The organism is Nocardiopsis sp. NPDC055551 (assembly GCF_053619415.1).
In genome coordinates this window covers 111035-126776 of the sequence record NZ_JBSHJJ010000013.1, presented here as the reverse complement: position 1 = coordinate 126776, position 15742 = coordinate 111035, and the positions used below count along the sequence as shown (strand labels likewise).

Genomic DNA, 15742 nt, shown 5'->3' with positions numbered 1-15742 from the left:
CTCAAGCTCCTCGTCAAACGCTCGGGCCCCGCAGGGCGAGGTCCACCAGTTCGTCGACGCCCATCTCGTCGATGTCGTCCTCGTCGCCGGTCTCCGTACGAGGTGTGTCGGTCCGGTGTCGGCCGACGCGCTCGGTCGCGGCCTCGGGTTCCCGAGCCAGGAGACCGTCGAGCAACCGTGCCAGCGCCCGGGGGGTGGGGTGGTCGAAGACGGCGGTGGCCGGGATCCGCACCCCGATGGCGCTGCTGAGCCGGTTGCGCAGCTCCACGCTGGTCAGCGAGTCCGTGCCCTGTTCGGTGAAGGGGCGGTCGGGGTCCACCTTGGACGCCGAACCGGCCCGGTGTCCCAGGACCACGGCGGTGTGCGCGCGGACCTCCGCCAACAGGGCACGGGACCGCTCGTCCTCGTCCATGGCGGCGAAGCGCGCGGCCGGATCACCCGTGTCCCCCGCGCCACCGGTGGAACCGGAGGCGGTGGGTGTGGCGGGCAAGGCACGCTCCGCGCCGGGTTCGGGCAGGAGCCCTCGGAGCACACTGACTCCGGTGGCCGGGGTGAGCCACGCGGGGACCGCGTGGACCGGGTTCCGGGAGAGCACGGTGTCGAACAGGTCGAGCGCCGCGTCGGGCCGCATCGGCAACAGACCGCTCCGGCCGAGCACGTCCAGGTCGGACTCCTCCAGGTGGCCGGTCATACCACCGCCACCTGCCCACAGCCCCCACGACAGCGAGACGGCGGGAAGGCCGTCCCCGCGCCGCAGGTGTGCCAACGCGTCACAGAAGGAGTTGGCCGCCGCGTAGTTCGCCTGCCCGGGGTTGCCCAGGACACCCACCGCCGAGGAGAACAGGACGAAGGACGACAGGTCGTCGGTGAGTTCGTGCAGGTTCCACGCGGCGTCGACCTTGGGGCGAAGGACGGTGTGCAATTGCTCCGGGGTCAGGGTGGCGACGGTGGCGTCGTCGAGGGTTCCCGCGGCGTGGACCACCGCGCGCAGCGGACGCTCCTCCGGCACCGCTGCCAGGACACTCCGCAGTTCCTCGCGGTCGGCCGCGTCACAGGCGACGACCTCCACCTCGGCGCCGAACGCCTCCAGCTGGGCGGTCCGCTCCGCCTGTCCGGGGGTGTCCGCGCCGCGACGGCCGAGCAGCAACAGGTTCCGAACGCCGTAGGCGGTGACCAGGTGGTGCGCCAGACGGTGGCCGAGCCCGCCGGTGCCACCGGTGATCAGGGTCGTGCCCTCCTGGGGGAAGGGTGCGGGGATCTTGAGGACCACCTTGCCGACGGTCTCGCCGCGCTGGAGCGCGCGGAAGGCCTCCTGAACCTCTCCGACCTCGTACACGGTGGTGGGCAGGGGACGCAGGGCCCCCTCCTCGAACAGCTCCATCACCCGCACGAGCATTCGGCCGATCCGTTCGGGATCCACGTCCGGCAGGCTGAAGGCCTCGTAGGTACGGCCCGGGTGGTCGGCGGCCACCTCGTCGACGTCACGGATGTCGGTCTTGCCCATCTCCACGAACCGGCCGCCCGGTCCCGCGCCGTCGCCGGGCGAGCGCAGGAGGCGCAGTGAGGCGTCCACGAACTCGCCGGACAGTGAGTTGAGGACCACGTCGATGCCTCGGCCGTCGTTGGCCTCCCTCAGCCGGCCCTCGAACTCCAGCGTGCGGGACGAGGCCAGCCGTTCCATCGGGAGGCCGTAGGCGGCCAGCCCCGGCCACTTGTGCGGGCTGGCGGTGCCGAACACCTTGGCGCCCATGTGCTGGGCGAGTTGGACGGCGGCGGTACCCACGCCCCCGGCCGCCGCGTGCACGAGCACGCTCTCACCGGGGCGCACCGCGGCCAGGTCCACCAGGCCGTGGTAGGCGCTCAGGAAGGCCACCGGCACCGAGGCCGCCTGCTCGAAGGTCCAACCCTCGGGCATACGGGCCAGACGGGCCCGGTCCGCCACGGCGAAGGGGCCGAAGGCACCGTCGAACATCCCCGCCACCCGGTCACCGGGGGCCAGGTCCGTCACCTCGGAACCCGTCTCCAGGACGATTCCCGCACCCTCGATGCCGATCCCGACACCGTCGTCCACAACACCTAGAGCCGTGACGACGTCATGGAAGTTCACGCCGGCGGCCCGTACGGAGAGACGTACCTCCGAGGGGGCCAGGACGGCACCGCCTTCGGGCGAGGGCACCGCGTCCAACGCTTCCAGGGAACCCGGGCTCCGCGTGTCCGCGCGCCACAGTCGGCCTGGCGGGGTGAAGGTTCCTTCCTCCGTTTCCTGGGGTTTCCGCAGACGTGGGACCAGGACGGTGCCCGAACGCAGGGCGATCTGTGGTTCGTCGAGTTCGAGCGCCGCGGGCAGGACCGCGTGGGACTCCTCGGCACCGTCGGAGTCCAACAACACCAAGCGGCCGGGATGTTCGCGCTGGGCCGCGCGGAACAGTCCCCAGACCGGACCGGCGGCGAGCCCGGGGAGCGGCTCCCCGGTTTCGACGGCGACCGCGCGCCAGGTGATCAGGGCCAGCCGAGAGTCGACCGTACGCTCGTCCGCCAGCCACGCGCGGACCGATTCCAGGGCCGACTCCAGCCCCTGCCGTACCGCGTCGGGCAGGGTGTCGCCCTCGGCGTAGACCACGGAGGCGGGCAGCTCGGCGCAGACCAGCGCGGGCACCGGCGCCTCGGGATCCAGGTCCGCCAGGGCGGGAAGGGTACCGGTCTCCTCGACCCGGGGTTCCGGAGGTTCGACCCTCTCCCACTGGAGCTCGTACAGCTCGGGAAGTTCGCCCGGCTCCGGTTCGGGCAGAGCGTCCCGGCCCAAGGGCCTCAGGGTCAGTTCATCGACGGACCAGAGCGTTTCGCCCCCGGTGTCGGTGGCCAGGAGCCGGTAGCGGTCCCCGCCCAACGGGGAGAGCCGTGCCCTCAGCGTGCGGGGCATCTCCCCTCCCTCGAAGGCGCTCAGCCGAATACCGCTCCAGGCGAAGGGCACCACGGGTCCGTGGTGGCCCTCTCCGCCGCCTCCCGGTAGCACCGCGTGGAGGACGGCGTCCATCAGGGCCGGATGAAGCGCGTGGAACGTCTCGTCCGTGGCGACCCGCTCCGGCAGTTCGACCTCGACGAAGAGTTCGTCCGCGTATTCGTGCACCGACTTCAGTCCGCGGAACGCCGGACCGTATCCGTAACCCCGAACGCTCAGGTCGGTGTAGTCGACCGGGATCCGCTCGGTACCGGAGGTGGGCGGGACGGTCGAGCCCGGTTCCGTGTTCTCGGGGGCGCCCGCGGGGGTCCGCACGCCAGCGACGGCACCGGAGGCGTAACGGATCCAGGGCGGGTCCATGGTGGCCCCACCTCGCGCGTACACGTTGACCTCACGGTGCCCTCGCCCGTCCTGGGCGGCGACGAGGACCTGTAGCTCCGCCGTCCCCTCACGCCCCAGTGTCAGGGGCGCCTCCAACACCAGGTCCGTGACGACGTCGGCACCGACGCGCGCTCCCGCTCGGGCGACCAGGTCCACGATCGCGGTTCCGGGCACCATCACCCGGCCCAGGACCCGGTGGTCGGCGGTCCAGGGCTGTCGGGCGACGGAGATCCGGCCGTGGAACACCGCTCCCCCGTCGGCCAGGGAGAGTCCGTCGTCCAGCAGCGGGGTCGCCACCTCCTCCGCACGGGCCTCGGGCGCACTCGGCGAAAGCCAGTGGCGGGAACGCTGGAAGGGATCATCCGGCACGGTGACCGGGGCGACCTCGTCGGCCACCCCCTCCAACAGCACGTGCGCGTTGGTACCGCTGATCCCGAAGGAGGACACCGCGGCCCGCCGGGGTCGTCCGGTGTCGGGCCAAGGGGTCTCCTCGGACAGCAGACGCACACCACTGCCTCGCCACTCGACCCGGTCCGTGGGTTCATCCACGTGCAGTGTCCGTGGCAGGCGACCGTGGCGCAGCGCCTCCACGGTCTTGATCACGCCCGCGACCCCCGCCGCGGCCTGGGCGTGGCCGATGTTGGACTTGAGGGAGCCGAGCAACAGGTCGTGCTCCCGATCCTGGCCGTAGACCGACATCAGGGCACGGGCCTCGATCGGATCGCCCAGCCGGGTCCCGGTGCCGTGCGCCTCGACCGCGTCGACCTCGCCGGGGGCGAGCCCGGCGGCGGACAGGGCCTGACGGATCACCCTCTCCTGGGCCTCCGGGTTGGGGGCCGTCAGACCATTGGAGGCCCCGTCGGAGTTCACGGCGCTGCCACGCAGCAAGGCCAACACGGGGCGACCGTTGCGGCGCGCCTGCGAGGCCCGTTCGAGCAGGAGCATGCCCGCTCCCTCCGCCCACGCGGTGCCCTCGGCGCCCGCGCCGAAGGCACGGCAGCGCCCGTCCGCGGACAGGCCGCGCTGCGCGGAGAACTCCAGGAACATCCCGGGGGTGGCCATGACGGTCGCACCACCGGCCAGCGCCATGGAGCACTCGCCCCGGCGCAGGGCGGCGGCGGCCTGGTGCAGGGCCACCAGCGAACCGGAGCAGGCGGTGTCGATGGTCAACGCGGGGCCGTTGAGGCCGAGCACGTAGGCGATACGCCCGGAGGCCACGCTCAGCGTGCTTCCGGTCAGCCGGTACCCACCGTCGGCGTCACCGGCCGGATCGGCCAGTCGCGCGCCGTACTCGCCGGGCATCGCACCGACGAAGACGCCCACCTGTCGACCGCGCAGTTCCTCGGTGTCCAGGCCGGCCCGTTGAATCGCCTCCCAGGAGGTCTCCAACAGCAAACGCTGTTGGGGATCCATGGCGTCGGCCTCGCGAGGGCTGATCCCGAAGAAGTCGGCGTCGAAGAGGTCGGCGTCGTAGAGGAATCCGCCGTTGCGCGTGTAGGTGCGCCCGGGGGTACCGGGTTCCGGATCGTAGAGCGAGTCCAGGTCCCAGCCACGGTTCTCGGGGAAGGCCCCGATGGCGTCGGTCCCCTCCTCCAGCAACCGCCACAACTGTTCCGGTGAGCTCACCCCGCCGGGCAGGCGACAGGCCATCGCGGTGATGGCGATCGGGTCGTCGTCGGCCGCTCCCACCGGCGTGGTCTCGGCGGGGGCCGCACGGCGCGGCGCGACCTTCTCCCGCTCCCGGTCGGGCGGTTCCTCGCCCAGTTCCTCGGCTACGTGTCCCGCGAGCGCGGCCGGGGTGGGGAGTTCGAAGAGGACGGAGTCCTCCAGGCGGACACCGGTCTCGTCCTCGATGAGGTCGGCCAGTTCCAGCAGCATGATGGAGTCGAAGCCGAGGTCGCGGAAGGCCCGCCGTTCGTCCGCGGGCTCCAGCCCGTCCAGTTCCAACACCTGGGCGCTCAGGGACGCCACCAGCCCGGAAGCGCCTCCGCCCCCGGGGGTGACCGACCCGTCGGCAGGTTCTGGCGCGCCCTCCGCCGCCACGGTCATCGGTGCGACCGGGGTGAGCTCGGGCCAGTGACGGGTGCGTTGGAAGGGGTAGGTGGGCAGGTCGACGCGGTGCGCGCCCGAACCCCTGAAGAGGTTCCCCCAGTTCACGTCCAGTCCGGCGGTGAAGGCCTGGGCCGCCGCGGTCAGCAGCTGGGCCTCGTCTCCGTGGTCGCGCCGCAGGGTCTCCAGCACCGCACCGCGCGTCTCACCGGACGCCAACACGCGTTCGATCCCGTGGGCGAGGACGGGATGCGGGCCGACCTCGACGAAGGTGTCGTGTCCGCCGGCCACCGCCTCGGCCACCGCTTCGGCGAAGCGGACCGGATTGCGCAACCCCAGGTACCAGTACCGACCGTCCATGGCGGGCCCGTCCTGGCGCAGCTCGCTCCCGGTCAGCGTCGACAGGACGGGGATCCGGGCCGGACGCGGCGTGACGCCCTCCAACTGTTCGAGCAGGGTCTCCCGGACCCGTTCGACGTGCGCGGAGTGCGAGGCGTAGTCGACGTCCACCAGGGCGGCGTGCACACCGTCGTCCACGCAGTGGTCCACGGCGGCGCGCACCGAGGCGGGATCGCCCGAGACCACCACGGACTCGGGCCCGTTGACCGCCGCCAGGTGGAGGTCGTTCAGCGAGCCGATGAGCTCCTGGGTCTGTTCCGGGGAGAGTCCGAGGGAGGCCATGGCACCACTGCCGCCGAGGGAGGTCAGCGCCCGACTGCGCAGCGCCACCACCTTGGCGGCGTCCTCCAAGGTCAGCACACCCGCCACGTGGGCCGCGGCGATCTCGCCCTGGGAGTGACCGATCACGGCGGTGGGACGTACCCCCAAGGTCTCCCAGACCCGGGCCAGCGCCACCATGACCGCCCACAGGACCGGCTGGACGACGTCCACGCGGGCTCCGGGGCCGACGTAACGGGGCGCCCCCGGCTCCCCGCGAAGCACCCGGGTGAGGGACCAGTCGACGTAGGGGTCCAGGGCCCGCTCGCACTCACGCAGTCGCCGACCGAAGGTCCGGGCGAGTCGACCGTCGCCGTCCAGGAGCGGACGGACCATGCCCGCCCACTGGCCGCCCTGTCCCGGGAAGACCAGGACGGGGCCGCGACCATCGCGTTCGCCCACCGGCGCACCGGAGGGACGGATCGACTCCAGGTCACGTGTTCCATTGCCGCCCGGGGCGAGGATGACCGCGCGGTGCTCCATGACCGTGCGGGTGGTCGCCAGCGAGAAACCCACGTCCTCGGGGCGCAGACCGGGCCGCTTGGACACGAAGGAGTGCAATACCGAGGCCTGGGCGCGAAGGGCCGCCTCGGAGCGGGCCGAGAGGATCCAGGGCACGGGGTCGAGAGCGCCCTCCCCCGGTGCCTGGCCGGAGGCCTCGGGTGTGCGTCGAGGCGGCGGAGCCAGGACGAGGTGGCAGTTGGTCCCGCCCATGCCGAAGGAGGACACCCCGGCCAGAGGTGTCTCCGTGGGCCAGGGTTCCCGAACGGTCTGCGGGGCCAGCCCCAGACCCTCCAGGTCGATCCCCGGGTTGGGCGCGTCGAAGTTCCGAGTGGGCGGCAACAGGCCGTGGGAGAGGCTGAGCACGACCTTGATCAGGCCGACGATTCCGGCGGCGCCCTCCAGGTGTCCCACGTTGGTCTTGACCGAGCCCACCCGCAGGGCGCTGGAACGCTTGGTGAAGACCTCGCCGAGCGCGGCGGCCTCGACCGGGTCGCCGGCCGGGGTGCCCGTGCCGTGCAACTCCACGTACCCCACGTGCGCGGGGTCGATCCCGGCCCGGCGGTGGGCGGCGCGCAGGACCTCCACCTGACCTTCGGGTTCGGGCCGGGCCAGGTAGGAGGTGGGACCGGAGTTGTTGACCGCTCCGCCGGACAGAACGGCGTGGACGTGGTCACCGTCCGCCAGCGCGCGATCGAGCGGTTTGAGGACGACCACGGCCCCGCCCTCGCCTCGGACGTAACCGTTGGCGCGCGAGTCGAAGGTGTAGCAGTGGGCGTCCGGCGACAGACCGCCGAACAACTCCACGTCATCGGTGCTTCCGGGCAGGAGGATGAGGTTGACGCCGCCGGCCAGCGCGATGTCGCACTCTCCACTGCGCAGGCTCTCCATCGCCGTGTGCACGCTGACAAGGGAGGAGGACTGCCCGCTGTCCACGGTCATGCTGGGCCCACGAAGGCCGAGCGTGTAGGAGACGCGGTTGGCGATCATGCCGCGCTGACCACCGGTCAGGCTGTGGTGCGAGGCGGGCTCGTCCCGAAGCAGGAGGGAGTAGTCCGAGGAGATGGCACCGGTGAAGACCCCGGTCCTGGTGCCGTGCAGACTGTCGGGCGCGGTACGCGCGTTCTCGACGGCCTCCCAGCTCAGTTCGAGCATCAGCCGCTGCTGGGGGTCCATGGCCACGGCCTCGCGCGGGGAGACACCGAAGAAGGCCGCGTCGAAGTCCTCGGCACGATCCAGGTAGCCGCCCCAGCGGTGGTCCCGTTCGGTGGAGGTCCAACCGAGACGTTCGGGCGGCGGTGAGATGGACTCCCGCCCCTCGCACAACAACCGCCAGAGGGCCTCCGGTGTCGAGGCGCCTGGCAGCCGGCAGGCCAGCCCCACCACCGCGATGGGTGAGCGGGGGGCCGCACCGCTTCGAGGATCCCTGGTCATCGCGTTCCTCCGGTCGAACTCGACGTCCTCACCCGGGCGGGTCCTGGCCCGAGGGAGTCACGGCTCGGCTTGAAAGTCTCGTGAAGGTGCACGCGCACTGCCCTTTATGCGCAGTTCAGGGTGGGTCCGACGAACACGAGGCCCCGCGACCGAAACCGATGAACTCTTCGGAAATCGACCACGGGGATAATCAAGCCGCACACGGCTCGATCAACACTTCAACCACACGTTCCCCACCCGTGGTTTCAAGCCGTCCGCAGAGTGGATGCTATCCGCGATTCAGGACAGAAGACAACGGAACACTAGTTTTCGGTCAATCCACTGCGAGCATTCAGACCCTGACACAACTGGTAATTTCACAGAACTGTTACCAAAAGGAAATGCCCGATGTCCGTGGACATCGGGCACTGCGGGGTGGGGCGGGAGCGATCAGCCTCCGTGCCGCTGTTGGACCTCGGAGAGATACCTCATGGCCTCTTCCTGGTCCAGGAGCCAATTGGCGTAGTCAGGCGGGTAGTCCCACCCCTGAATCCAGCGATCTGCGATCTCGGGGTGGTGTTGCGCACCATCGATGAGCCGGTGGAAGTAATCCGGCAGGTCACCCTGATCCCAAATGGTGGAATTCATCTCAGACCACAGCTGGTTGTGCAGACCGAATTCCCAGAACCGATCGAACATGCCGACCAGGAAGTCCTCATCGAACTTCCCATCTCCGTGTTCCATGATGGCCTCAAGGTAGGCCTTCGCACAGTGCATGGAGTTGTTCCAGCTCTGGCCGACGTAGGGGTCCATCGTGACGACGACATCGGCCATACCCAGAACCCTCCCTCCGGACGGCAGAATCCCGACGGGGTTGCGCACCTGGGGGGTGACCTCGTCGGTGAGGGTGCTGTTGTTGCCGTCGACCAGCGCCGCGTCCTTGACCCGCTCGTAGTACTCCGGAGCGTAGCGACGCATTAGATCCTTCATCCGGCGCAGCTGTTCCTCAGGGCCCGGACGGTCGGGCCAGGCGTCCATCGGTCCGCCTCGTTTGTCCACCATGACCAGGGCGTGGCAGGGGCCCTCCTGGCTGAGGATGGGCATGAGGATGGTGTTCCCGGCCTCCGCGGCGGAGGCCGCCCAGCCGACGTTGACGTCGTCAGCGGAGTCCGGCCACACGTCGTAGATCAACGCCTGGGCCATGGACCGGGGTCGGGCTCCGCTGAAACGACTCTCGTCGTAGTCGAAGAGTTGACCGAGTTCCCCATGGCCGACCGCGACGATGATCAGGTCGAACATCCGGGAGAAGTAGTCGAGGTCGGTGACGGTGACGCCGTGGATGACGACCTTGCCCCCACGGTCCTCGAAGAACTCCAGCCAGTCGGCCATCTTCACTCGGCGGTCCACCGACACCATGTAGTCGTTGTTCCGGCCGGTCCTACCGACGAAGGACAGGGCGGGATTGTCCGCTCCCGGGTAGAGATGGATTCGTTGGTTACGGACCTGCGGGGACAGCACACTCCACAGGTCGAGGTCGTACTCCCGCTCGTGGCTCAGGGCCGTGGGAAGGGTGAACTGCGTGACGGAGGACCGTCCCGTCCGGATCTCCGTCGAGGACTGCCCCGTGATCACCGTGACGTCGTAGCCATGGGTCAAGAGACCGTGGGCCAAGTGCAGGCCGGCGTGGCCGGCGCCGACGATAAGGATCTTGCGCATTGTGTCGCTTACTTTCCTGGGAATCTACGGGGCTGTGGGAAGGGTCGACCACGAGTCCGAGCGGCCCCCACCCGTCAGGCGACGGGCTCGCTCGTTCGTTTGTGCTCCAGCGCGTACCGCAACAGGGTCTTGAGTACGTCGCCGCCGGACATCCGGTGCCGGGCGTCGAAGTCGATGATGGGCACCTCCGGGCTGACCTCCAGGGCCTCACGGACCTGATCCGAGGTGTAGTCGAGACGACCCTCGAACTTGTTCAGCGCCACGATGTAGGGGATGCGCTTGTTCGTCTCGAAGTAGTCGACGGCGTCGAAGGAGTCCGCGAGCCTTCGGCAGTCGACCACGACCACGGCACCGACGGCGCCACGGACGAGATCGTCCCACATGAACCAGAACCGGGCCTGGCCCGGTGTACCGAACATGTACATGACCAGCTCGTCGTCGATGGTGATGCGACCGAAGTCCATCGCGACGGTGGTGGTCGTCTTGTCCGGTGTGACCGAGGTGTCGTCGTGTCCGACGCTGGCCTCGGTCATGATCGCTTCGGTCGTGACCGGTGGAATCTCCGACACCGAGCGAACCAAGGTCGTCTTGCCGGCGCCGAAGCCACCGGCGATGACGATCTTGCTCGACATCTTCTTGCGATTCGACCTGTTGTCACTGGAAAAGTCGTTCGAGACCACGAAGAGCCCTCTCCAGAACCTGGTTTTCCGATGGACTGCTGCCGGTGATGGTCGGGTGGATGTACACCAGGTCCTGCTCAGCCAGGTCACTGACCAGCACCTGTGTGACGCCCAGAGGGATGTTCAGCTCGGCCGAGACCTCGGCGAGCGACCGCGTCTCCCGGCACAGCTTGTGGATGTTGATCGACTCCGGCATGAGGGTGCCAGGAGGGTCCTGCCCGGGCTCGGACGTCGAGACCAGGGTCTGCACCATCAGCGGATGCCGTGACCGGGTACGCCCACCCGTGAAGGTGAACGGACGGACACGGTTACTCCTTCGCCTTCGGAAGCTCATAGCCGAGGCAACCTCATTCCTGCCGAACCGTTACGGAACACGCCGTCGTCAGTTCTGGATGACTTCGCGCAACTGCGAGCGCAGCTGCGGCGTGAGCACGTGGGCGACGTTGTCCACGAGCTTGGCCATCTGGAAACCGACGATCTTCAGCTCCGTACCGGGTGCGGTCAGCACCGCCATGCAGGAACCGTCACTGATGGCCATGATGAAGAGGTGGCCGTGGTTGAAGCGAACGAGCAGCTGCTCGCACTCACCCCGCTGGAACAGACCGGCTCCACCGACCGCCAGGCTGTGCAGGCCGCTGGAGATCGCCGCGAGCTGTTCCGCGTGCTCTTCGGGGAAGTCACTGGAGTGGGTCAGCACCAGGCCGTCGGAGGAGACCACCACGGCGTGTTCGACACCGCGCACGTCCCGGACGAACCGGTCGATGAGCCACGAGAAGTTCTCAACGCTGTCGTTCGTGGATTCAGTCATGCTTGTGCTCTACCTGCCTCGGCCGAGTTTCTTGATTCGCTGGGGGTCTGGGAGACGGCGGAACCGCGCGATGCCGCACGGGTCGCCGTGTCGATCGTCATTCCTGGTCGCCCTCTAGCTCCTCGCCTTCGAGAGCGGCGCGTTCCCCGTCGAGGAAGTCGCCGATCTCGTCACGGATCTGCTCCGCCCGGGCCTCACCGGTGAGCTTGGGCGGGGTGTCCTCCCTGCCCTTCGGGGCGGGCGGCGGGTTGTCCGAGAGCGCTCCGGGGTGCGGCATCATCCGCAGCGGCGAACCGTGCGGGGTGGCGCTGCGCCGGGGCAGACCGGCCGCCGTGACGGCGGAGCTTCCGCCGGTGGGCGGCTTGGGCGCTCCGTTGGATCCGGGGGAACCGTTGGTGCCGTTGGTCTTGCCGTTGCCGGTCGATCCGATCGGTGTCACGGAGGCGCTCGCGCTCGGTGTCGTCGAGGTTCGGGCCTGCCCGGGTACCCGGGGGGTGGCGATCCGCAGAAGTCCCTGGGGGATGATCGTGTAGGCGTTGACCCCGCGGAACGAGCGAGGCTCCAGGCGGGCCTCCAGACCGTGCTTGCGGGCGATGCGGCTGGCCACGTACAGGCCCATGTGCCGGGGCACCTCGTCGTCGAGGACCGGTTCGCCCTCCAGTCGGTTGTTGAGCTCGGCCAGCTGGGACTCGGGGATGCCCACGCCCTCGTCCTCGACGACGATCATCAGGCGCCCGTCGTCCAACTCCTGGGCGCTGATCACCACCTGTGAGTGCTCGGGCGAGTTCGCCGTGGCGTTGTCCAGCAGCTCCGCGAGGAGGTGGCTGATGTCGTCGGCGGCCAGACCGGTGATGGAGGCCTGGGGGATCTTGCCGAGGGTGACCCTGGGGTAGTCCTTGATCTCCGAGGTCGCGGCGCGGGCCACGTCCAGCAACGGGACGATCTCGTCGTGAGCGTCGGACTCGCCACCGTCATGCCCGGTCAACACCAGGAAGTTCTCTCCGTTACGCCGCATACGGGTCGCGAAGTTGTCGATCTGGAAGAGCTTGTCGAGCAGGTCGGGGTCCTGGGCGCTGGTCTCCAGTTCCTCGACCATCTCCAGCAGCGCGTCGACCAGGGAGAGGTCGCGCATGGCCAGACCGGCGAGCGCCTCGTTGAGGAGGTCGTCCTTGGAGTCGCGCAGGACCTCGGAGACGGCCTCGGCCACCTCCGCCTTGGCCGCGGCCTCCTCGTCCTGGACGACGCCGGCCTCGGGCTCGGGGGCCTCGGTCTCCTGCTCGACAGGGTTCTCGGCGCTCGGCCGCTCCCGCTCCGGGGTCGTCTCCTCGCCCGTCTCCTCCTCCGCTCGGGTGAGCGCCTTGTCCTGGCCCACCTCCGAGGAGAGGGTCGGTTCGGCGCGCTCGGCGAAGAGCGTGGCGGCCGACTCGGCGGTGATCACCTGTGGCTGCTGCCCGGCGGCGAGCACGATGACGTGCTGGACGGGCTGACCGTAGGGGTTGATCTGGCCGTAGGGCGCGAACTGGCCCGGGTAGACCATCGGCTGCCCAGGCAGGACGTAGCCGGGCGGCTGGTAGGGCAGCGGGTAGGCGCTCTGGTACGGCATCGGCTGCGCGTAGGCCTGGTAGTGCGGCGCGGGCTGCGGCATCGGCGGCTGCGGCGGGTACCCGGCGGGCGGAGCCGCGGGGTGACCTTCGTGGTGCGGCCGCTGGTAGTAGTACGAGTTCGGCTCGTATCCGCCTCGGTGGCCGTGGTCGGGGTGTCCTTGGGGGCCGGGGTACGCGGGCGGGCCCTGGTGACCGTACGGCCCGGGGTACCCCTGTCCTTCCCCGTAACCCCGCGGTGCGCGGTGGTCGTACGGGGCCGGGGGTCCCTGCTGTCCTCGCGGGCCGGGGCCATAGGGGTCCTGCCCACCCGGGCCCCGGTCCCAATCCTGTTCCGGGCCCTGGTGTCGGGTGGGCGAGGGGCGCTGCGACTCGTAGGGCGCCCGCGGGCCCTGCTCGTATCGCGGGGGCGCCCAGTGTCCTTGTGGCGCCGCGGGCTCGGCCTGCGGCCACGGGGTCTCCGGCGGCGCTTCCGGACGCGGTGGCTCCGCGCCGCGGCCCTCGGCTCTGTACGGCTCGGAGACCACGTGCCGCCCCGGCTCGGGCCGGTGCTCGGCCTCGGGGGCGGGTGGGGACACAGGGGCCTGGGGCCGCTCCGTGTTCTCTGACGGGGTGGGGGTGTCGGTCATGGTGTCCGTGGTGGCGGGAGTGTTCTGGCTGCGGAGTTCGGGCTCGTCGAGCCCGACGCCGCGCCACTGACCGACCGGGGTAGCGCCGGTGTCGACGTCGTCGACCTCGACGTTCCTGGTCGTATAGGGGTTGGGGACGCTCACCCTGGAAGTGGGACGGTAACCGTTCTCGGCGGACGCGGAGAAGGGTCCGGTGGGGGGCTCCGTCACGGGTGTGGCCTCGCCGGCCGACGAGCGGTCGTCGGGTTCTTGCGAGTGCGGATGCACGGGCTGATGCACGGGATTTCCTAGCTCGGTCTCCGGTGACGGGGGTTCCTGGGACTTGACCATCCGGGAGATGGCCCGGCGGAACCGTCCTTCACGCCTGGCTCCACGCCCACCCTCCGTCGACATCATCTTGGCCAGGGAGTCGTCATCGCGTTCCTGCGGTGACTGCGCCTGTGCCACAATCTCGTCTCCTCGAATCAGGTGGGCGGCTCGGCGGTGGCCCCGCACCACCGCCCCGACCAGGGAGGATGAAACTTCGGGGCCTTCGATCGGTTACCTGACGGGACAGGTTCCCCGATCGCCGGGGGAACGCCTCGACGGCCTTCGGGGCCGAGGGAACCTGTGGTCGGGCCCGTCACCGGCCCGGGCGACGTGCGCCCGATCCGGAGGACAGGTGTCCACGTTCCACACAATTCCTGTTCTTCCACCGAGAACCGTCGTTCGGTTCGTCAGACTAACAAAGGACGCCCCGCTTGACAGAAGAATCGGAGAAGGGGTGGAAAAGCCCCAGATGAAACCCACATGACGTGCGAGAACACCCTGAAACCAATACCCCGAACACCCCCCGAAGCGCGGCATTTATACCTTTTGTCTGTTTCTAGCCAGGTGTCATCAGTATCACTACTAATCGGCCCTGATCTGGATCACGCGACCCCGAAAGGGTGCTAGGACGTGTTCGGTGGACGCGCCGCGCAGCAGGGCGGGTATTCGCGGAACACGCCCTAGGAAAGATCCAGACCGGTCTGACCTGGGGCGGCGTTGACGAGCGCGGCCATGTTGCCCGGAGGCTGCCGGTTCTCGTGCAGGATCTGGTGGGCCTCACCGATCTCGTCGAACCCGACCACCTTGGTCACGCACGGGTCGATCCGACCGCTCTCGACGAGGTGGATGGCTATACGGCACTGGGCCGGCGAGGCGAAGTGGGAACCTTGCAGGCGCTTGAGGCGCATCCACAGGAAGCGCAGGTCCACATCGGCCTGGAAACCGGAGGTGGCCCCACAGATGACGACCATGCCCGAGTTGTCGCACAGGTACAGGGACGTGGGCAGGGTGTCGGCCCCGGTGTGCTCGAACACGATGCGAGGCGAGCGCCGCTCCCCCACTTCGGCCCAGAAGCGCTTGCCGAAGGCGCGTACACCGCGGAACCACTCGGCGTAGGCCTGGGTGTCGCTCTCGTCGGGAACCCTTCCCCAGTGGTCGAACTCGGTCCGCAGGATGGTGCCGACCGCGCCGAGTTCGCGGCACAGCCTCGCCTTCTCCTCGGTGGAGACCACCGCGACGGGCAGGCCACCGGCCTGATGGACCAGCTGGATGGCGGAGGTGCCCAGACCGCCCGCGCCACCCCAGATGAGGACCGGGTCGCCGGGGTCGACGGTGTGGGGCGGCCAGCCGAACAACTGCCGGTAGGCGGTGGCGACGCTGACGAGGAAGCCGCCCGCGACGTCCCAGGGCAGGGACTCGGGTTTGTGGTGCAGTTGGACGTCACGGACCAAGGTGAACTGGCCGAAGGACCCGTGGTTGTTCTCATAGCCCCACACCCGCATGGTCCTGGAGGCGATGGGGTCGCCGCCCATGCGGATGTCGTCGGCCGTCTCGTCCCACTGCCCGGGGGCGATGATGACGTGGTCGCCGACCTTCACGTTGGTGACACCGTCGCCGACGGCCCAGACCACACCGGAGCCGTCGGACCCACCGACGTGGTAGTCCTCGGGCTCCCCCGCCTTCTCACGCGCGGCGATGACGTCGGCCGGGTGTCCCTTGGCCGCCCAGATGTTGTTGTAGTTGATCCCCGCGGCCATCGTGTAGATCAACACGTGCCCGGGCTTCAACTCGGGGACCGGCACGATCTCACGGGCGAACGCGTCTCGGGGCTCTCCGTAGCGTTCCCTGCGGATGGTGAAAGCGTGCATGCGCGTGGGCACGTGGCCCAGTGGCGGAACCTCTCCGATTTCATACAGGTCCTTGGGCATGACGCGGCGATTCCTTTCGACGGCCGAGGCCCCTGAACGGGGCCGGGGTGT

The 15742-nt window shown here is 69.5% G+C and carries 7 protein-coding genes; all 7 read right to left on the bottom strand.

Going from position 1 to position 15742, the window contains the following annotated elements:
* Window positions 1-13: 13 nt before the first annotated feature.
* On the bottom strand, window positions 14-8041 hold the full coding sequence (locus ACWGSK_RS22600; RefSeq protein ID WP_452456656.1) for an SDR family NAD(P)-dependent oxidoreductase: 8028 nt from the start codon (window positions 8039-8041) through the stop codon (window positions 14-16).
* A gap of 429 nt (window positions 8042-8470) precedes the next feature.
* Window positions 8471-9736: a styrene monooxygenase/indole monooxygenase family protein gene (locus ACWGSK_RS22595; protein ID WP_452456655.1), complete on the bottom strand. Its 1266-nt coding sequence runs from the start codon at window positions 9734-9736 to the stop codon at window positions 8471-8473.
* A 74-nt stretch (window positions 9737-9810) separates the two neighbouring features.
* Window positions 9811-10368: a GTP-binding protein gene (locus ACWGSK_RS22590; protein ID WP_067597162.1), complete on the bottom strand. Its 558-nt coding sequence runs from the start codon at window positions 10366-10368 to the stop codon at window positions 9811-9813.
* A gap of 22 nt (window positions 10369-10390) precedes the next feature.
* Window positions 10391-10750 carry a DUF742 domain-containing protein gene (locus tag ACWGSK_RS22585; RefSeq protein WP_084392184.1) on the bottom strand — a complete coding sequence of 120 codons (360 nt, stop codon included), beginning with the start codon at window positions 10748-10750 and terminating at the stop codon, window positions 10391-10393.
* A gap of 48 nt (window positions 10751-10798) precedes the next feature.
* Complete coding sequence (locus ACWGSK_RS22580) at window positions 10799-11224, bottom strand: roadblock/LC7 domain-containing protein (protein ID WP_067597160.1); 426 nt, start codon at window positions 11222-11224, stop codon at window positions 10799-10801.
* A 97-nt stretch (window positions 11225-11321) separates the two neighbouring features.
* Entirely contained in the window at window positions 11322-13901 is a 2580-nt protein-coding gene (locus tag ACWGSK_RS22575; protein WP_358504366.1) for an ATP-binding protein, read from the bottom strand.
* A gap of 542 nt (window positions 13902-14443) precedes the next feature.
* Window positions 14444-15691, bottom strand: a complete 1248-nt coding sequence (gene ccrA, locus ACWGSK_RS22570) for a crotonyl-CoA carboxylase/reductase (RefSeq protein WP_358504369.1) — start codon at window positions 15689-15691, stop codon at window positions 14444-14446.
* Between the last annotated feature and the right edge of the window lie 51 nt (window positions 15692-15742).